Origin of the sequence: Pseudomonas morbosilactucae (genome assembly GCF_023241665.1) — a bacterium.
Lineage (GTDB): Bacteria > Pseudomonadota > Gammaproteobacteria > Pseudomonadales > Pseudomonadaceae > Aquipseudomonas > Aquipseudomonas morbosilactucae.
This window is the reverse complement of the sequence record NZ_JALQCX010000041.1, coordinates 1-18,144: the sequence shown is the minus strand read 5'-3', so window position 1 is coordinate 18,144 and position 18,144 is coordinate 1. Positions and strand designations below refer to the sequence as shown.

Genomic DNA, 18,144 nt, shown 5'->3' with positions numbered 1-18,144 from the left:
AGCCCGACATCAACGTCGGGCTTTTTTATCAGCACAGAGTCAATCAGGCATCCAGCTCGGCCCAACGCTCGACCATAACCTCAAGCTCGGCGTTCAACTGCTCCAACTGAGCGATCACCGCCGCCGTCTCGGTCGCCGGACGCTGATAGAAACCGCCATCCGCCATCTCGGCCTCGACCGCAGCAATCTGCTGCTCCATGGCTTCGATCTGCGCTGGCAGGGCTTCCAGCTCGCGCTGCAACTTGTAGCTGAGCTTCTTCTTCGCCGGTGCTTCCTGGGCCGCAACCGGAGCAGGCGTTGCGACAGGAGCTACCACCGCCGAATTCAGCTCGGCCTTGCCCGATTTATTCTCGGTCACGCCCAACAGCCGTGGCGAACCACCCTGGCGCAGCCAGTCCTGGTAACCACCGACGTATTCACGCACCTTGCCTTCCCCTTCGAACACCAGGGTGCTGGTAACCACGTTGTCGAGGAATGCCCGGTCGTGGCTGACCATCAGCACGGTGCCATTGAAGGTCAACAGCACCTCCTCCAGCAGCTCGAGGGTTTCCACGTCCAAATCGTTGGTTGGTTCGTCGAGTACCAGCAGGTTTGCCGGCTTGCTGAACAGCTTGGCCAGCAGCAGGCGCGCACGCTCACCACCGGACAAGGCTTTTACCGGCGTGCGAGCACGCTGCGGGCTGAACAGGAAGTCGCCCAGGTAGCTGAGTACGTGGCGGCTCTGGCCGTCGATGTCGATAAAGTCGCGACCTTCGGCGACGTTGTCGATCACGGTCTTTTCCAGGTCCAACTGGTGGCGCAACTGGTCGAAGTAGGCCACGTCAATCTTGGTGCCCTCTTCCACCTTGCCGCTGGTGGGCTGCAGGCCGCTGAGCATCAGTTTGAGCAAGGTGGTCTTGCCGGTACCGTTGGCGCCCAGCAAACCGATACGGTCGCCACGCTGCAGGACCATGGAGAAGTCCTTGATCAGGAACGGGCCGTCCGGGTGATGGAAGCTGACGTTTTCCAGCACCATCACTTGCTTGCCCGACTTGTCGGCGGTTTCCAGCTGGATATTGGCCTTGCCGGTGCGCTCGCGACGCTCGCTGCGTTCAACCCGCAGGGCTTTCAACGCACGTACGCGGCCTTCGTTACGGGTACGCCGGGCCTTGATGCCCTGGCGGATCCACACTTCTTCCTGGGCCAGGCGCTTGTCGAACAAGGCGTTGGCGGTTTCTTCCGCCGCCAGCATCGCTTCCTTGTGCACCAGGAAGCTGGCGTAGTCGCCGTTCCAGTCGATCAGGCCACCACGGTCCAGTTCGAGGATGCGGGTCGCCAGGTTTTGCAGGAAGGAACGGTCGTGCGTGATAAACAGCACAGCGCCCTGGAAATCCTTCAGCGCCTCTTCCAGCCAGGCGATGGCACCGATGTCCAGGTGGTTGGTGGGCTCGTCGAGCAGCAACAGGTCCGGCTCGGACACCAGGGCCTGGGCCAGCAGCACGCGGCGACGCCAGCCGCCGGACAACTGGGCGAGGGTCTTGTCGGCCGGCAGTTGCAGGCGGCTCAGTGTACTGTCGACCAGTTGCTGCAAACGCCAGCCGTCACGGGCTTCGAGGTCCTGCTGGACGTGCATCAGCTTGTCCAGGTCCTCTTCGGTAACGCAGTTCTGCGCCAGGTGGTGATACTCGGCGAGCAACGCGCCAACACCGTCCAGGCCTTCAGCCACCACGTCGAACACGGTCCGCTCGTCGGCCACTGGCAGTTCTTGCGGCAATTCGCCGATCTTCAGGCCGGGCGCACGCCACACGGAGCCGTCATCGGGCTTCTGATCGCCCTTGACCAGCTTCATCATGCTGGATTTGCCTGTGCCGTTACGGCCGATGATGCACACCCGCTCACCACGGGCGATCTGCCAGGACACCTTGTCCAACAACGGCATAGCGCCGAAAGCAAGGGACACATCGCTGAATTTGAGCAGGGTCATGATCTTCTCCAAAAACCGGGCGCGCATTCTACCTGACTTGCGCCTGCAGCAGGCCGGCATTTTCGCCGCTGAAGCACCCGGAACAACATTTGTGGCGAACTTCGGCCCGCGGGGCGGCAAAGCTTTCGCCGGTTGCTGGCAAAAGGCTAAGCTAGACGGCAATCAGTGCTGACTCCGTCAGCACTTGTCATGATTTTTCTGCCCGGATGTCTCATGCGCAGTCGCCTTTTCAGTTTTTTGTCCTGTCTATTTATCTCCACCGCTGCCGTTCATTCCGCCCAGGCGGCCGACCTGTCTCTCCAACGCCAATATTACGATGAGGCCAAGCGCGCCCTGGCCAAAGGCGACTCCGCGCCGTATTTCCGTTACGCCCAGGTCCTCAGTGACTACCCCCTGGAACCCTACCTGGCCTACGACGAACTGACCGCACGGCTGAAGTCCGCAAGCAATGCGGAAATTGAGAAATTCCTCGCTGAACACGGCGACCTGCCCCAGGCCAACTGGATGAAACTGCGCTGGTTGCGCTGGCTGGCCGAACGTGGCGACTGGGCCACCTTCGTCAAGTACTACGACCCGAAACTTAACTTCACTGAGTTGGACTGCCTGAACGCCCAATACCAACTGGGCCATAACCTGAAGGCAGAAGGTTACGCCGCCACGGAAAAACTCTGGCTGACCGGCAAATCCCAACCCGCCGCCTGCGATGCACTGTTCGCCCAATGGGCCGCTGAAGGCCAACTCACCGAACAGAAACGCTGGCAGCGCGCCAAACTGGCCGCCGAAACCCGTAACTACGCGCTGGCCAACAGCCTGGTCAAAAGCATGACCAGCCTGGCGCCCCAGGGCCGCCTGCTGATCGACGTCGCCCAGAAGCCCGAGCTGTTGAGCCAGCCGTCGCGTTTCACCCCGGCCGACGATGCCATGTCCGACGTGGTCGGGCTCGGCCTGCGCCGCCTGGCACGCCAGGACCCGGACAAGGCCATGGGCCTGCTCGACGGCTACGCCAGCAGCATGCACTTCTCCCGTGACGAAAAAGTGGCGATCGCCCGCGAGATCGGCCTGACCCTGGCCAAGCGCTTCGACAGCCGCGCCCTGGGCGTGATGACCCAATACGACCCCGAACTGCGGGACAACACGGTTTCCGAATGGCGCCTGCGCCTGCTGCTGCGCCTGGCACGCTGGGAAGACGCTTATCAGTTGACCCGCAAACTGCCCCAGGACCTGGCCACCACCAACCGCTGGCGCTACTGGCAAGCCCGCAGCCTGGAGCTGGCCGAACCGCAGAACCCGCAAGCCCTGGCACTGTTCAAGAACCTGGCCCGTGAGCGCGACTTCTATGGTTTCCTTGCAGCCGATCACGCCAAGGCGCCTTACCAACTGACCAACAAGCCGCTGGTGCTGAGCCAGGCGCTGGTCAATAAGGTGCGCAATACCCCAGGCGTGCGCCGAGCCCTGGAGTTCCATGCACGCGGGCAGATCGTCGACGGGCGCCGCGAGTGGTACCACGTCAGCCGGCATTTCAACCGCGACGAGATGGTCGCCCAGGCCAAGCTGGCTTATGACCTGAAGTGGTACTTCCCGGCCATTCGCACCATCAGCCAGGCCCAGTACTGGGACGACCTAGACATCCGCTTCCCCATGGCTCACCGCGACACGCTGGTTCGTGAAGCCAAGGTCCGTGGCCTGCATTCCAGCTGGGTGTTCGCCATTACCCGCCAGGAAAGCGCCTTTATGGACGACGCCCGCTCCGGTGTTGGCGCCAGCGGCCTGATGCAGTTGATGCCCGGCACCGCCAAGGAAACCGCACGCAAGTTCAGCATTCCCCTGGCATCGCCCCAGCAAGTGCTGGACCCGGACAAGAACATCCAGCTGGGCGCCGCCTACCTGAGCCAAGTCCACAGCCAGTTCAACGGCAACCGTGTACTGGCCTCGGCGGCCTACAACGCCGGCCCTGGCCGGGTACGCCAGTGGCTCAAGGGCGCCGACCACCTGAGTTTCGATGTCTGGGTGGAAAGCATTCCCTTCGACGAGACCCGCCAGTACGTGCAGAACGTACTGTCCTACTCGGTGATTTACGGACAGAAGCTCAACTCGCCCCAGCCGCTGGTGGACTGGCACGAGCGCTACTTCGACGATCAGTGAAACCAGCCTCGACAAGCCCGCAGCGATGCGGGCTTTTTTATTGGGCAACGACCCAACGCAGGGGCTGACTGGCCAGCGAAGACGCCTTCGAACTCTGCGCCAGCACGATGACCGCTTTCGCCGGCAAGCCGACGCCTACACAGGCGGCTGAGAGCCGTCGCTGAACTGCAGGGCCGCCAGGCGCGCATACAGCGGGTTGCTGGCAATCAGTTGCTGGTGAGTGCCCACGGCCACCAGCTTGCCCTGATCCATGACCGCAATCCGGTCGGCATTCTTCACCGTGGCCAGGCGATGGGCGATCACCAGGGTGGTACGGTTCTTCATCAGGCTGGGCAAGGCTTGCTGGATCAGATGCTCACTCTGGGCATCCAGGGCGCTGGTGGCCTCGTCCAACAACAGGATCGGTGCATCCACCAACAGCGCCCGGGCAATCGCCAGGCGTTGCCGCTGGCCGCCGGACAGGCCCAGGCCGCCATCCCCCAGATGCGTCTGATAGCCCTGGGGCATCTGTTGGATGAACTCGTGGGCGTAGGCAATCTTTGCCGCCTCTTCGACCTGCTCCAGGGTCACGCCTGGGTTGCCGTAGCGAATGTTCTCTTCGATGCTGCCGAAGAACAGCGCCGGGCTTTGCGACACCAAGGCGAAACAGCGCCGCAGATCCAGTGGGTCCAGTTGAGTCAGGGGCACGCCATCCAAGAGAATTCGCCCTTGCTGCGGGTCATAGAAACGCAGCAGCAGGTCATAAAGGGTCGACTTGCCCGCGCCTGAAGGGCCCACCAACGCCACGGTCTCACCGGCCTTGATGGTCAGGCTCAAGCCATCGACAGCGAAGCTTTCCGGGCGTGAGGGGTAGGAAAAGCGCAGATCCTCCAACACCAGGTCGCCACTCACCCGCTCAGGCAAGGCCACCAGGCCCGTGGCCGGCGCCTGAATGATGTTCTCCGAGCGCAGCAACTCGGCAATCCGCTCGGCGGCACCCGCCGCCCGCTGCAATTCACCGATCACCTCGCTCAAGGTGCCGAAGGCGCTGCCGACGATCAGGCTGTAAAACACAAAGGCCGCCAGTTCGCCACCGGAAATGCGCCCGGCAATCACGTCCATGCCGCCGACCCAGAGCATCACGCCCACCGCCCCCAGCACCAGCACGATCACCAGGGTGATCAGCCAGGCACGCTGGACGATGCGTTTGCGCGCCGTCTCGAACGCCTGCTCCACGGTCAGGGCAAACCGGCGCTCATCCTGGGCCTGGTGGTTATAGGCTTGCACGGTCTTGATCTGCCCCAGGGTCTCGGACACATAACTGCCGACATCGGCGATGCGGTCCTGGCTCAAGCGCGACAGGCTGCGTACCCGCCGGCCGAAAATCAGAATGGGCGCCAGCACCAGGGGCAAGGCCACCACCACGATGCTGGTGAGTTTGGGGTTGGTGATAAACAGCAGCACGATGCCGCCCAACACCATCAGCGCGTTGCGCAGAAACAATGACAGCGACGAGCCGATCACCGATTGCAGCAAGGTGGTATCGGCCGTCAGCCGCGACTGGATTTCCGAGCTGCGGTTGTTTTCGTAAAACCCCGGGTGCAAGTAGATCAGGTGGTTGAAGACTTGCCGGCGAATGTCCGCCACGCAGCGCTCGCCAATCCAGGACACCAGATAAAACCGCACAAAGGTGCCCACTGCCAGTGCCAGGACCAGCAGCAAAAACAGGCCGATGGATTGATTGAGCAAATGCGGCGACTGGGTCATGAAGCCCTGGTCCACCAGCAAGCGAATGCCCTGCCCCATGGACAAGGTGATGCCGGCAGTCACCACCAGCGCCAGCAACGCGCCCAGTGCCTGCCAACGATAAGGAGCAAGAAAACGACTGGCCAGGCCAATGGCCCGGCGTTGACGGGAAGAGAGCATGAAATTCATCCATTGAAGCGCCTGGGGGAAAACCCCGCCCAGCCTACACCGGGCAATGCGCAGGAACTTTGGTAAATGCCTGTGAGTCAGCTTGGATATGACCGCTGACGCTAGAGCCTAGAGGTTATTGGTCTAAAGTCCGGCTGGCGGCCCCTGCGTATTTCTGGTGGAGTGAAGCTGCCGTACCCGCGTTGTAGAAGGTTGTCACAGCCTGGTCACGTGGCGGTCCTAGAGTAAGCACACAACCTGATGAGGAGACAGGCCATGTCCTTGCAACACAGCAGCGACGACAAGATTCAAGTGATCCGCACCCAACCCGAGCAGTCTCTGGGTTGCGCCATCATCGACGCCCAGGGTCGCGAAGTGCCCATCACTGAAAACATGATCCAGGACGCCTGCCGCGAACTGGAGAAGCGACTGGTCAAGCCTGCCAAGCAAGATTGACACCGCGCCTCAGTCCCCTTGACCCGGCACCGGCTGCCGGGTTTTTTATGCCCGCTGCGCGCCAACCAAACGCCTACCAAGCCCGAGCGCTCAGCCCTCCAGTGTGGCACCCAAGGCGGTGACGATCTGGCGCAATGCCGACGACTCGCCGTGCACCCGTACCTTCAGCCCATCAATTTCCCGCCGTTCGGGGTAATGCTTGCGCAACCCGTCAAAACGGCTGCGCTGCTCAGCAACGTCGTCCACTAAGCTACGTCGGAAGTCGGCATCGTCACGACGCGGGTCATACACCGCACGACAAACCGTGGCCAGCGCCCAAGCCGGATCGGCATTGGCGTTAAGGCTGATTTCCGGCACCCAGGGCGCGGGCAACAGTTGATCCAGGTTGACCTGCTCGGCCTGGCCGGCGAACGCGCAATAGGCCTGGTAAATCTGCGCCGTGCCACGCAGCTTGCCATCCAGGCTATAACCGGCGATATGGGGCGTGGCCAAGACGCACAGGTCCACCAACGCCCGGTCCACGCTGGGCTCGTGTTCAAACACATCCAACACCGCTTGCAGGTCTTCGCGTTGCAGCAACACCTCGCGCAAGGCCTGGTTGTCCACCACCGGGCCACGGGCTGCGTTGATCAGCCAAGTGCCGGGCTGCAGTTGCTGCAGGCGAGCCCGGTCGAACAAATGCCAGGTGGGCGAGTCGCCGCCTTTATTCAGCGGCGTGTGCAGGCTGATCACATCGCACTGCTCGATCAACTGCTCCAGGCTGACATAATCACCGCCTTCCGCCGCCTGTCGCGCCGGGTCGCAGATCCGCACCTTCCAACCCAGGCCACGCAGGACCGTGATCAAGCGCCCGCCCACTTCGCCGGCACCGACCACGCCATAGGTGCGCTGGGTGAGGTCGGCGCCCTCGATCTCCGCCAGGGTCAACAGGCTGCCCAACACGTAATCCACCACGCCCCGAGCATTGCAGCCCGGCGCGCTGGACCAAGTGATGCCGGCCTCTTGGAAATAGTCGAGGTCCAGGTGATCGGTGCCAATGGTGCAGGTGCCGACGAAGCGCACATTGCTGCCTTCGAGCAGGGCTCGATCCACCTGAGTCACAGAGCGCACCAGTAGCACATCGGCGTCCTGGACCATGGCGCGATCGATGCTACGGCCGGGGAAACGGCGGATCTCGCCGAAACCGGCAAAAAAAGCTTCGATCAAGGGGATGTTTTCGTCGGCAACAATCAGCATGGCAGGCTCCTTCAGCGGAGCCGCAGTGTAGGCGTTGTCAGCGGTTCGGGGCCAGCGCGCGATCTGTCCGCAGGGTGCTTTTTATCGCTTACACATTCACAACACGGGATATTTTCCTGACCGAGGTGTCAACGCGTACAATGTCGCGTCCTGCGCAACACACCTAGGGACGCCTGCCTCCGTGAACTCCGTGACTGAACACCTCGCTGCCCCCTCGCTCAATCGCCCGGCCCGGGTGCGCCGCGAGCTCGGCAATCTGCTGAACCTGGCACTGCCGATCATGATTGCCCAACTGGCGACCACCGCCATGGGCTTCGTCGATGCGGTGATGGCCGGCCGCGTCGGCCCGCGTGACCTGGCGGCCGTGGCCCTGGGCAACTCGATCTGGATTCCGGTGTTCCTGCTGATGACCGGCACCTTGCTGGCCACCACGCCGAAAGTGGCCCAGCGCTTTGGCGCCGGCAGCCACTGTGAGATTGCGCCCATCGTGCGCCAGGCCCTGTGGCTGGCCCTGGTGGTGGGCTTGATGGCGACGCTGATGCTGTTCAGCGCCGAGCCGATCCTGCACCTGATGAAGGTCGACCCACAGTTGATCGAACCCTGCATGGGCTACCTGCGCGGCATCGCCAGCGGCCTGCCGGCGGTGGCCCTGTATCACGTGCTGCGCTGCTTCAGCGACGGCCTGGGGCGTACCCGGCCCAGCATGGTCATGGGCCTTTGCGGCCTGGCGCTGAACATCCCCATCAACTACGTGTTCATCTACGGCCACTTCGGTGTACCGGCCATGGGCGGCGTGGGCTGTGGCTGGGCAACCGCCATCGTGATGTGGGCGATGCTCCTGGGCATGGCCTGCTGGACCCGCTGGGCCCCGGCCTATCGCAACATTGCCCTGTTCAGCCACTTCGACTGGCCGCAATGGGCGGTGATCAAGCGCCTGCTGAGCATCGGCTTGCCGATCGGCATCGCGGTGTTCGCCGAATCGAGTATTTTCGCGGTGATCGCCCTGTTGATCGGCAGCCTCGGCGCCACCGTGGTGGCCGGCCATCAGATCGCCCTCAACGTCAGCTCCTTGGTGTTCATGATCCCCTACTCACTGGGCATGGCCGTGACCGTGCGGGTCGGCCAGGCCCTGGGGCGCAACGAACCTCGCGAGGCACGTTTCGCCGCCGGCGTGGGCATGGGCTCGGCCCTGGCCTATGCCTGCATCTCCGCCTCCGTCATGTTGTTGCTGCGCGAGCCCATCGCCACCATCTACACCACCGATCCGCGGGTGATCCAGGTGGCGTCGATGCTGATCGTGTACTCGGCGCTGTTCCAGTTCTCGGACGCGATCCAGGTCACCGCGGCGGGTGCCTTGCGCGGCTATCAGGACACACGAGTGACCATGATCCTGACCCTGTTTGCCTACTGGGGCATCGGCTTGCCGGTGGGTTACATGCTGGGGTTGACCGATTATTTCGGTCCGGCCAGTGGCCCGAGCGGGCTCTGGGAAGGCTTGATTGTCGGCTTGAGTTGCGCGGCGCTGATGCTGTCGATCCGCCTTACACGCAGCGCGCGCAAGCGGATCCGCATCAGCCGTACAGCGGGTTAAGCGAGCTTCTTGCGAATCCAGTACAGGTAGGTACCGGCCTCTTCCTGCTGCGCCACCAGTTCGTGATCGAGAAACACACAGAACTTGGGAATGTCGCGGCGGGTGGACGGGTCGGTGGCGATCACCTTCAACAGCCCGCCCGCCGGCAGGTCACGGATGTGCTGGTGCAGCATCATCACCGGCTCCGGGCAATTGAGGCCCGTGGCGTCAAGGGTGCCGTCAACCGGCGTATCAATGATTTGGCTCATAACTCACTCCTGAAACTGGCGGGCATTGTCGCGCAATGGCGCCATCCGGTCATCTGTTGCAACACCGCCAGCCTATGTAGACGCTAGCTCGCCAGCGATGGCGCCCTCGACGCCACACAAGGCTTGTCGCCGGCAAGCAGACGCCTAAAGGGATTTTGGTTTTTTCAGGTCCAAGCGGCGCAGGTGGCAGGTGACTTCCTCGCGGTCGTGATACAGCTGCTTGCAACCAATGGCCACACGAATGCCTCGCGCCTTGAAACCGTCCTCGATGCGTTCAAGCAGGCGCTTGACCTCAGCGTAACGCTGCTTCATCGGCAGCTTCAGGTTGACCACCGCCTCGCGGCAATGGCCCTCGCCGATCCAGGTTTCCAGCAGGGCCGCATTGCGCGCTGGCTTCTCGACGATGTCGCAGACCATCCAGTCCACCGGCTGCTTGGGCTTGAAGGTGAAGCCATCGGCCATCAGGTGCTGGACCAGCCCGGTGTCCATCAGGCTCTCGGCCATCGGGCCGTTGTCGATGGCGGTCACCAGCATGCCGCGATTCACCAGTTGCCAGGTCCAGCCGCCCGGAGCAGCGCCCAGGTCGACGCCGGTCATGTCGCCGTGCAGGCGCTCGTCCCACTGGTCGCGGGGAATGAAGTGGTGCCAGGCCTCTTCCAGCTTCAGGGTCGAACGGCTGGGCGCCTCGCGGGGGAACTTCAAACGGGGAATGCCCATGGGCCACATCGCCGAATTGTCAGCCTCGGCCAGCCCGACAAAGACTTCGCGACCGCTTTTAAAGGTCAGCAGCAAGCGCGGCCCGGCCGAGCCCTCCACCAGCTTGCCGGCAGCCGTCAGGGCCTTGCGCAGCGGTCCTTCGAATTTTTTGCAGAAGTTCGACAGCTCTTTGCCGTCGTTGGTGTCCACCACCTCCAGCCACAGGCTGCCGCAGGTAGGCACGCCGGCCAGGTGCTCAAGGATCACGCTGATGCGGTCGCTTTCCGGCAACTCGATAAAGCCCCCACGGGCCCATTGCCGGGGAAAGATCAGGTCGGCGAAGCGCAGGCCGCGCATCAAGCGCTCGGCGCCATCGTCCTCGGTGCAGACGAACTCGGCACAGGCGCTGCTCGGCTTGGCCTTGGCGTACCCGGCCACGTTCAGGTGCGCGGCGTGGTCAGCCATCTCGGAACAGACTTCGCCTTCGAAACCGGGGCGGCAATGCATAAAGAGGGTGTTCATGGAATCTCCTGGGCAACGATCGATGCGCAAACTTGCCCTGTAGCAAAGCCTGTCACGAAAACCGGCGCATGATAGCCGAGTTCGGAACCTTGGACTTGCCCATAGAGTCCAGTGATTAGTCATGTGTACCAAACAGGGCTAGGTTAAAAGCTCTGTCCGTCTCGTCAGGTCCGTAGCCGTGCGGGCCCAAAGGAGTCATTCAATGCCGTCCCTCGATAGCCTGAAAACCCTTAAAACATTACAGATCGACGACAAGACCTATCACTATTTCAGCCTGCCGGAAGCCGCCAGGCAGCTGGGCGACCTCGACAGCCTGCCCATGTCGCTGAAGGTCCTGCTGGAAAACCTGCTGCGCTGGGAGGACGGCAAGACCGTCACCGGCGCCGACCTCAAGGCCCTGGCCGCCTGGCTCAAGGAGCGCCGCTCCGATCGCGAGATCCAGTACCGCCCGGCGCGGGTGTTGATGCAGGACTTCACCGGCGTGCCGGCCGTGGTCGACCTGGCCGCCATGCGCGCCGCCGTGGCCAAGGCCGGGGGCGACCCGCAGCGCATCAACCCGCTGTCGCCGGTGGACCTGGTGATCGACCACTCGGTGATGGTGGACAAGTACGCCAGCAGCCAGGCCTTCGAGCAGAACGTCGACATCGAAATGCAACGCAACGGCGAGCGCTACGCCTTTCTGCGCTGGGGCCAGAGCGCCTTCGACAACTTCAGCGTGGTGCCGCCCGGCACCGGCATCTGTCACCAGGTCAACCTGGAATACCTCGGCCGCACCGTCTGGACCAAGGACGAAGATGGCCGCACTTATGCCTTCCCGGACACCTTGGTAGGCACCGATTCCCACACCACCATGATCAACGGCCTCGGTGTGCTGGGCTGGGGCGTGGGCGGGATTGAGGCGGAAGCCGCCATGCTCGGCCAACCGGTGTCGATGCTGATCCCGGAGGTCATCGGCTTCAAGCTTACTGGCAAGCTCAAGGAAGGCATCACCGCCACCGACCTGGTACTGACGGTCACGCAAATGCTGCGCAAGAAGGGCGTGGTGGGCAAGTTCGTCGAATTCTATGGCGACGGCCTGGCCGACCTGCCCCTGGCGGACCGCGCCACCATCGCCAACATGGCCCCGGAATACGGTGCCACCTGCGGTTTCTTCCCGGTGGACGACGTCACCCTGGAGTACCTGCGCCTGTCCGGACGCCCCACAGAGGTGGTCAAACTGGTGGAGGCCTACAGCAAAGCCCAGGGCCTGTGGCGCCTGCCGGGCAAGGAGCCGGTGTTCAGCGACAGCCTGGGCCTTAACCTGGGCAGCGTCGAAGCCAGCCTGGCCGGGCCCAAGCGCCCCCAGGACCGGGTCGCGCTGCCGAATGTCGGCCAAGCCTTCAGTGACTTCCTGGCCCTGCAATTCAAACCCACCAGCAAGGAAGAAGGCCGCCTGGAAAGTGAGGGCGGCGGTGGAGTGGCCGTGGGCAACGCAGACCTGGTGGGCGAAGCCGACTACGACGTCGACGGCCAGACCTATCGCCTGAAACACGGTGCGGTGGTGATCGCCGCCATCACCTCCTGCACCAACACCTCCAACCCCAGCGTGATGATGGCCGCCGGGCTGCTGGCGAAAAAGGCCGTGGAAAAGGGCCTGAAACGCAAGCCCTGGGTCAAGAGTTCCCTGGCACCCGGCTCCAAGGTGGTGACCGACTATTACGACGCTGCCGGCCTGACCCGCTACCTAGATGAGCTGGGCTTCGACCTGGTGGGTTATGGCTGCACCACCTGCATCGGCAACTCCGGCCCGTTGCTGGAACCCATCGAAAAAGCCATCCAGAAAGCCGACCTGAGCGTGGCATCGGTGCTCTCGGGCAACCGTAACTTCGAAGGTCGGGTCCACCCCCTGGTGAAAACCAACTGGCTGGCTTCGCCACCGCTGGTGGTCGCCTACGCCCTGGCCGGCACGGTGCGCATCGACATCAGCAGCGAGCCCCTGGGTGAAGGCCAGGATGGGCAACCGGTGTACCTGCGGGACATCTGGCCCACCAGCCAGGAAATCGCCGCTGCGGTGGCCCAGGTCAACACCCGCATGTTCCACAAGGAATACGCCGAGGTGTTCGCCGGCGACGAGCAATGGCAAGCCATTGAAGTGCCCCAGGCCGCGACGTACGTCTGGCAGGACGATTCCACCTACATCCAGCACCCGCCTTTCTTCGACACTATCGACGGCCCGCCGCCGGTGGTGGAGAACGTGGTGGGCGCACGCATCCTTGCCCTGCTGGGCGACTCGGTGACCACCGACCACATCTCGCCGGCCGGTAACATCAAGGCCGACAGCCCAGCCGGCCGCTACCTGCGGGAAAAAGGCGTGGAACCCCGGGACTTCAACTCCTACGGCTCACGGCGCGGCAACCATGAAGTGATGATGCGCGGCACTTTCGCCAACATCCGCATTCGCAACGAAATGCTCGGCGGCGAAGAAGGTGGCAACACCCTGCACATACCCAGCGGCGAGAAGCTGGCGATCTATGACGCGGCCATGCGCTATCAGGCCGAAGGCACGCCGCTGGTGGTGATTGCCGGGCAGGAATACGGCACCGGTTCCAGCCGCGACTGGGCAGCCAAGGGCACCAACCTGCTGGGGGTCAGGGCGGTGATCGCCGAGAGCTTCGAACGCATTCACCGTTCCAACCTAGTGGGCATGGGCGTGCTGCCGTTGCAGTTCAAGCTCGACCAAAATCGCAAAAGCCTGAAGCTCAGCGGCAAGGAAACCCTGGAGATCCAGGGCCTGAGCGGGGTCGAACTGACTCCGCGGATGAACCTGCCCCTGGTGATCACCCGTGAGGATGGCCGCCAGGAAAAGATCGAGGTGCTGTGCCGCATCGACACCCTCAATGAAGTGGAGTACTTCAAGGCCGGGGGCATCCTGCATTACGTGCTGCGCCAACTGATAGCCTCCTAACCCCCCTCGCCCCCCCCAAACACCGCCTTCGGGCGGTGTTTTTCGTTGGGCTGCCCCGTCGATATACTGGCGCGCCCCAGACCGCCTGCCCGCCTCGCTCATTACCGCGCCCTGCCCAAGGATTGAACATGCCCCGATTGCCCTGGCTGTGCCTGGCCCTACTCAGTGGCGGCTACACCCTGGCCCTGACATACGGCCAACTGGGCTGGCAGGCCGTCCTTCCGCTGCTGTTACTGCTGAGCGCCGGGGCCGCCGTACGCCAGCAACGCCGCCGTTACCTGCGCTACCTCGGCCACTGCCTGTTCGTGGTGCTGGCGTTGGGCCTGGCTTTGCATTGGCTGCCTGGATTCGAGAGCGGTCGGGGCATCGGACCCGAGCGCCTGACGGATGACGCGGTGCCTTTTTCCATGTACCTGAACCTGGACAAGCCACTGATCGGCTTTTGGCTGCTGCTGGCCTGCCCGTGGATTGTCGGCCGCAACTCCCTGCGCCTGTCGCTGTACGCCACGGCGCTGGCCCTGCTTCTGTGCGCCGTCGGCGCCCTGGGCGGCGCGCTGCTGCTGGGGATCATCCACTGGGCGCCGAAATGGCCGGACCAGGCCTGGCTGTGGCTGCTGAACAATCTGCTCCTGGTGACCCTGGTGGAGGAGGCGCTGTTTCGCGGTTACATCCAGGGCGGCTTGAGCCGGCGCTGGGGCCACCTGCCCTACGGCCAGAACCTGGCACTGGCAACCTCGGCCCTGCTGTTCGGCCTGGTGCACCTGGGAGCGGGTTGGCCATGGGCGCTGCTGGCCGGCATCGCTGGCGTCGGTTATGGCCTGGCTTATCGTTTCGGCGGCCTGGGCGCGGCCGTCGCCACTCATGTCGGCTTGAACCTCCTGCACTTCGCCCTGTTCACCTACCCCATGCTGGTGACCTGACCTCAGCGACCGCACTCCCCATCGTCGGCAGGGCCAAAGCAGTACTTCAGTAGTATTGACTGTTGAGCCAGAACCTCAATGATTACGCCCCTCGTTAACGCGTGAGAAACGCTGTTCGTTATCTTTGCAAGCTGCACTTCCTGCCAATGAGACCTGCGGCTGATTATGGAAAAATAATTTCAATAAACAGCCAGCGCGGCCGACAACCATTCAAAGCCTTGCGGATTGAAAAACCATGCGTAATAACCAGCCTGTCACTCAGCGCGAACGGACCTTCCCGGCTCAACAACGGTTGATTTCCACTACCGATGCCAAAGGCGTGATCACCTACTGCAACGATGCATTTGTCGAGATCAGTGGGTTTTCCCGCGAGGAACTGGTTCGCGCACCGCACAACCTGGTCCGTCACCCCGACGTGCCACCTGCGGTGTTCGCGCACATGTGGGGCACATTGAAACAAGGCTTGCCATGGATGGGCATTGTCAAGAACCGCTGCAAGAGTGGTGACCATTACTGGGTCAACGCTTATGTGACTCCGGTGTTCGACGGCAATCAGGTGGTCGGTTACGAATCGGTGCGGGTCAAGCCCACTGCCGAGCAGATCCGACGCGCCGAAGCGCTTTACCAGCGCATCAACCAGGGCAAGTCGGCGATTCCGAAACGCGACAAATGGCTGCCGGTTTTGCAGGATTGGCTGCCGTTTATCCTGGTCAGCCAACTGAGCTTCCTGATTGGCGTCTGGCTCAACTCGCACTGGGGTTTCGCCCTCGCCGCCGGCCTGTCCGTGCCCCTGGGCCTGCTGGGCCTGAGTTGGCAGCAGCGCGGCATCAAGCGCCTGCTGCGCCTGGCTGAGCAGACCACCTCCGATCCGCTGATCGCCCAGATGTACACCGACAGCCGCGGCGCTCAAGCGCGCCTGGAAATGTCGATCCTGAGCCAGGAAGCCCGTCTGAAAACCTGCCTGACACGCCTGCAGGACACTGCCGAGCACCTCACCGAACAAGCACGGCAATCCGACACCCTGGCCCATAACAGCTCCACGGGCCTGGAGCGTCAACGGGTCGAGACCGAGCAAGTGGCCACGGCCGTCAATCAAATGGCCGCCACTACCCAGGAAGTGGCCAGCCACGTACAACGCACCGCCGATGCCACCCAGGAGGCCAACCGCCTGACCGGGCGCGGCCGTGACATTGCCGGGGAAACCCGTGAAGCCATCCAGCGCTTGTCGGTGGTGGTGGGCGAAACCGGCCTGACCGTGACACAACTGGCCAAGGACAGCGATGAGATCGGCGGCGTGGTTGACGTGATCAAGGGCATTGCCGACCAGACCAACCTGCTGGCACTGAACGCCGCCATCGAAGCCGCTCGGGCCGGGGAAATGGGCCGTGGTTTTGCCGTGGTGGCCGACGAAGTGCGGCAACTGGCGCAACGCACCAGTGAGTCCACAGGGCAGATCCACGCCTTGATCGCCAAACTGCAGCAGACCGCCAGCACCGCCGTGCAGACCATGGACGCCGGTCATCGCCAGGCCGAAGAAGGCGTGGCTCGGGTGCTGGAAGCCGACCAGGCCCTGGTGGGCATCAGCGAGGCCGTGGCCAACATCACCGACATGACCACCCAGATCGCTGCCGCGACTGAGGAGCAAAGCTCGGTGGCCGAGGAGATCAGCCGCAACATCAGCACCATCGCCCAACTGGCGGACCAGACCTCGGAACAGGCTCAGCACTCGGCGCTGCTCAGTGAAGAACTGACCCGCACCGCCAACACCCAGTACTCGCTGGTGGAACGCTTCAACCGCTGACCCCTGGGCCGGCAACAAAAAAACCGGAAGCCTGCGCTTCCGGTTTTTTTATTCCCGCGAGCCGCCTCCCCCCTGTAGAAGCGAGTGAGGTGGCGAACGCGACCGACCTCACCCACCTCAGGGCTCGAACAGCGGATTCGTCATCCAGGCCCGCGCCTACGAAAAAGACCCCACGCCGCTCAGCGCACAGCCCTCAGGAATTCGGCAACCTTGGCCGCCGTGGACGCCAGGTGCTGCTCATGGCTGTACCCGGAGGCCTTCAGGGGCTTGAGGTCATGATCGGCCGCCGTCAGCCAGTGCAGCTCGATACTCGGCGCCAGTGAGTAGGCCTGCACGGCTTCTCGGTTGCCCAAGGCATCACGCTCGCCCTGCACGATCAGGGTCGGCGTAGCCAGCTCGGCCAGGTGCGCGACTCGCGGCTTCTCCGGCTTGCCCACGGCATAGAAGGGATAGCCCAGGCAAACCAAAGCATCGGCCCCCAGCTCATCGGCCAGCAAACTGGCCATGCGCCCGCCCATGGACTTGCCGCCGATGGCCAGGCGCCCAGCGACATGAGGTCGCACCTGGGCATACACCTCGCGCCAGCATTCCAGCAGCTTGGGGGCCGGATTGGGCGGGCGCTTGCCACCGTCGATACGCCGCTGCGCCATGTAGGGAAACTCGAAACGCAAAACGCTCACGCCCTGCTCCGCAAGGCGCACAGCCATGTCATTCATAAACCCGCTGTCCATCGGCGCGCCGGCACCGTGGGCCAGGATCAGGGTCAGCGGCACAGCACCCGCTGCCGGCGGCGCGACATCCCACAACCAGCCCCGTTCCGCCACGCACTGCCCCCATTGATCCCCGTCAATACTGGCCTTGTGCTCTTTGTCCATGCTTACCTCGCTTTTAGTCTGCCTATAACTCCAGAAGAAGTGAGCGCGCCTTGCCGTGCGCAGTCGCTTTCACTTCAGCTGAACCGTGGATGGGGAACCATGAACACTTCTATCAGTACCGCCTACAACTACAAGGTGGTCCGCCAATTCGCCATTATGACGGTGGTGTGGGGCATCGTCGGCATGGGGCTCGGGGTTTTTCTCGCTGCCCAGTTGGTCTGGCCTGAACTCAACTTCGACTTGCCGTGGACCAGCTTCGGCCGTCTGCGCCCGCTGCACACCAACGCGGTGATCTTCGCCTTCGGCGGCTGCGCACTCTTTGCCAGCTCCTTCTATTCGGTGCAACGCACCTGCCAGACCCAGCTGTTCGCGCCGAAAATCGCCGCGTTCTGCTTCTGGGGCTGGCAACTGGTGATCCTGCTAGCGGCCATCAGCCTGCCGCTGGGCTACACCAGCTCCAAGGAATACGCCGAGCTGGAATGGCCGATCGACATCCTGATCACCATCGTCTGGGTCGCCTATGCCGTGGTGTTCTTCGGCACGATCATGAAGCGCAACACCAAGCATATCTACGTGGGCAACTGGTTCTTCGGCGGCTTCATCATCACCGTGGCCATCCTGCACATCGTCAACAACCTGGAACTGCCAGTGAGCCTGACCAAGTCCTACTCGGTGTATGCCGGGGCGACTGACGCCATGGTCCAGTGGTGGTATGGCCACAACGCCGTGGGCTTCTTCCTCACTGCGGGCTTCCTGGGGATGATGTACTACTTCGTGCCCAAGCAGGCCGAGCGCCCGGTGTACTCCTATCGCCTGTCCATCGTGCACTTCTGGGCGCTGATCACCCTGTACATCTG

The 18,144-nt window shown here is 63.0% G+C and carries 14 protein-coding genes; 8 read left to right on the top strand and 6 right to left on the bottom strand.

Features of this window, described 5'->3' with window-relative positions:
* Positions 1 to 43: 43 nt before the first annotated feature.
* Positions 44 to 1,963, bottom strand: coding sequence for an ATP-binding cassette domain-containing protein (locus M1B35_RS21830; RefSeq protein WP_123330663.1), 1,920 nt, complete (start codon positions 1,961 to 1,963; stop codon positions 44 to 46).
* Here M1B35_RS21830 and M1B35_RS21825 point away from each other — a divergent pair.
* Positions 1,962 to 2,135 (top strand): hypothetical protein, encoded by a 174-nt coding sequence (locus tag M1B35_RS21825; RefSeq protein WP_185039172.1) that lies wholly within the window; start codon positions 1,962 to 1,964, stop codon positions 2,133 to 2,135. The two genes, M1B35_RS21830 and M1B35_RS21825, sit on opposite strands and share 2 nt — an antisense overlap.
* A gap of 41 nt (positions 2,136 to 2,176) precedes the next feature.
* Positions 2,177 to 4,105, top strand: coding sequence for a transglycosylase SLT domain-containing protein (locus M1B35_RS21820; protein WP_123330661.1), 1,929 nt, complete (start codon positions 2,177 to 2,179; stop codon positions 4,103 to 4,105).
* Positions 4,106 to 4,240: 135 nt separating this feature from the next.
* On the opposite strand, the gene M1B35_RS21815 is transcribed toward M1B35_RS21820, so the two are convergent.
* Entirely contained in the window at positions 4,241 to 6,019 is a 1,779-nt protein-coding gene (locus M1B35_RS21815) for an ABC transporter transmembrane domain-containing protein (protein ID WP_268263035.1), read from the bottom strand.
* Positions 6,020 to 6,274: 255 nt separating this feature from the next.
* On the opposite strand from M1B35_RS21815, the gene M1B35_RS21810 reads away from it, so the two are divergent.
* Positions 6,275 to 6,454 (top strand): PA1571 family protein, encoded by a 180-nt coding sequence (locus M1B35_RS21810; RefSeq protein WP_123330657.1) that lies wholly within the window; start codon positions 6,275 to 6,277, stop codon positions 6,452 to 6,454.
* Positions 6,455 to 6,544: 90 nt separating this feature from the next.
* On the opposite strand, the gene pdxB is transcribed toward M1B35_RS21810, so the two are convergent.
* Positions 6,545 to 7,690 carry a 4-phosphoerythronate dehydrogenase PdxB gene (gene pdxB, locus M1B35_RS21805; RefSeq protein WP_268263034.1) on the bottom strand — a complete coding sequence of 382 codons (1,146 nt, stop codon included), beginning with the start codon at positions 7,688 to 7,690 and terminating at the stop codon, positions 6,545 to 6,547.
* Between the two features lie 181 nt (positions 7,691 to 7,871).
* Here pdxB and M1B35_RS21800 point away from each other — a divergent pair, with 181 nt between their 5' ends.
* Positions 7,872 to 9,281: an MATE family efflux transporter gene (locus M1B35_RS21800; RefSeq protein WP_268263033.1), complete on the top strand. Its 1,410-nt coding sequence runs from the start codon at positions 7,872 to 7,874 to the stop codon at positions 9,279 to 9,281.
* Here the strand turns inward: M1B35_RS21800 and tusA are convergent.
* Together tusA and rlmM are read right to left on the bottom strand one after the other, a co-directional pair.
* Positions 9,278 to 9,529, bottom strand: a complete 252-nt coding sequence (gene tusA, locus M1B35_RS21795) for a sulfurtransferase TusA (protein ID WP_123330651.1) — start codon at positions 9,527 to 9,529, stop codon at positions 9,278 to 9,280. The two genes, M1B35_RS21800 and tusA, sit on opposite strands and share 4 nt — an antisense overlap.
* Before the next feature lie 144 nt (positions 9,530 to 9,673).
* Positions 9,674 to 10,747, bottom strand: a complete 1,074-nt coding sequence (gene rlmM / locus M1B35_RS21790) for a 23S rRNA (cytidine(2498)-2'-O)-methyltransferase RlmM (RefSeq protein WP_123330649.1) — start codon at positions 10,745 to 10,747, stop codon at positions 9,674 to 9,676.
* A 202-nt stretch (positions 10,748 to 10,949) separates the two neighbouring features.
* Between rlmM and acnA the strand changes: the two genes are divergently transcribed.
* The 3 genes from acnA to M1B35_RS21775 all read left to right on the top strand — a co-directional run bounded on the left by acnA (position 10,950) and on the right by M1B35_RS21775 (position 16,412).
* Positions 10,950 to 13,691 (top strand): aconitate hydratase AcnA, encoded by a 2,742-nt coding sequence (gene acnA, locus M1B35_RS21785; RefSeq protein WP_268263032.1) that lies wholly within the window; start codon positions 10,950 to 10,952, stop codon positions 13,689 to 13,691.
* 128 nt (positions 13,692 to 13,819) lie between these two features.
* Positions 13,820 to 14,611: a CPBP family intramembrane glutamic endopeptidase gene (locus tag M1B35_RS21780; protein ID WP_268263031.1), complete on the top strand. Its 792-nt coding sequence runs from the start codon at positions 13,820 to 13,822 to the stop codon at positions 14,609 to 14,611.
* Positions 14,612 to 14,846: 235 nt separating this feature from the next.
* Positions 14,847 to 16,412, top strand: a complete 1,566-nt coding sequence (locus M1B35_RS21775; RefSeq protein WP_123330643.1) for a methyl-accepting chemotaxis protein — start codon at positions 14,847 to 14,849, stop codon at positions 16,410 to 16,412.
* A gap of 179 nt (positions 16,413 to 16,591) precedes the next feature.
* On the opposite strand, the gene M1B35_RS21770 is transcribed toward M1B35_RS21775, so the two are convergent.
* Positions 16,592 to 17,287: an alpha/beta family hydrolase gene (locus M1B35_RS21770; RefSeq protein WP_123330641.1), complete on the bottom strand. Its 696-nt coding sequence runs from the start codon at positions 17,285 to 17,287 to the stop codon at positions 16,592 to 16,594.
* Positions 17,288 to 17,386: 99 nt separating this feature from the next.
* Between M1B35_RS21770 and M1B35_RS21765 the strand changes: the two genes are divergently transcribed.
* Positions 17,387 to 18,144: cbb3-type cytochrome c oxidase subunit I (locus M1B35_RS21765; protein ID WP_268263030.1), on the top strand; the 758-nt coding region annotated here is incomplete at its 3' end.

Bases quoted from the DNA above. Each gene is read 5' to 3' on its own strand.
- M1B35_RS21770 (WP_123330641.1), bottom strand. From the start codon at position 17,287: ATGGACAAAGAGCACAAGGCCAGTATTGACGGGGATCAATGGGGGCAG.
- M1B35_RS21775 (WP_123330643.1), top strand. From the start codon at position 14,847: ATGCGTAATAACCAGCCTGTCACTCAGCGCGAACGGACCTTCCCGGCT.
- M1B35_RS21830 (WP_123330663.1), bottom strand. From the start codon at position 1,963: ATGACCCTGCTCAAATTCAGCGATGTGTCCCTTGCTTTCGGCGCTATG.
- M1B35_RS21815 (WP_268263035.1), bottom strand. From the start codon at position 6,019: ATGAATTTCATGCTCTCTTCCCGTCAACGCCGGGCCATTGGCCTGGCC.
- pdxB (WP_268263034.1), bottom strand. From the start codon at position 7,690: ATGCTGATTGTTGCCGACGAAAACATCCCCTTGATCGAAGCTTTTTTT.
- M1B35_RS21820 (WP_123330661.1), top strand. From the start codon at position 2,177: ATGCGCAGTCGCCTTTTCAGTTTTTTGTCCTGTCTATTTATCTCCACC.
- M1B35_RS21825 (WP_185039172.1), top strand. From the start codon at position 1,962: ATGATCTTCTCCAAAAACCGGGCGCGCATTCTACCTGACTTGCGCCTG.
- tusA (WP_123330651.1), bottom strand. From the start codon at position 9,529: ATGAGCCAAATCATTGATACGCCGGTTGACGGCACCCTTGACGCCACG.
- M1B35_RS21780 (WP_268263031.1), top strand. From the start codon at position 13,820: ATGCCCCGATTGCCCTGGCTGTGCCTGGCCCTACTCAGTGGCGGCTAC.
- acnA (WP_268263032.1), top strand. From the start codon at position 10,950: ATGCCGTCCCTCGATAGCCTGAAAACCCTTAAAACATTACAGATCGAC.
- M1B35_RS21810 (WP_123330657.1), top strand. From the start codon at position 6,275: ATGTCCTTGCAACACAGCAGCGACGACAAGATTCAAGTGATCCGCACC.
- rlmM (WP_123330649.1), bottom strand. From the start codon at position 10,747: ATGAACACCCTCTTTATGCATTGCCGCCCCGGTTTCGAAGGCGAAGTC.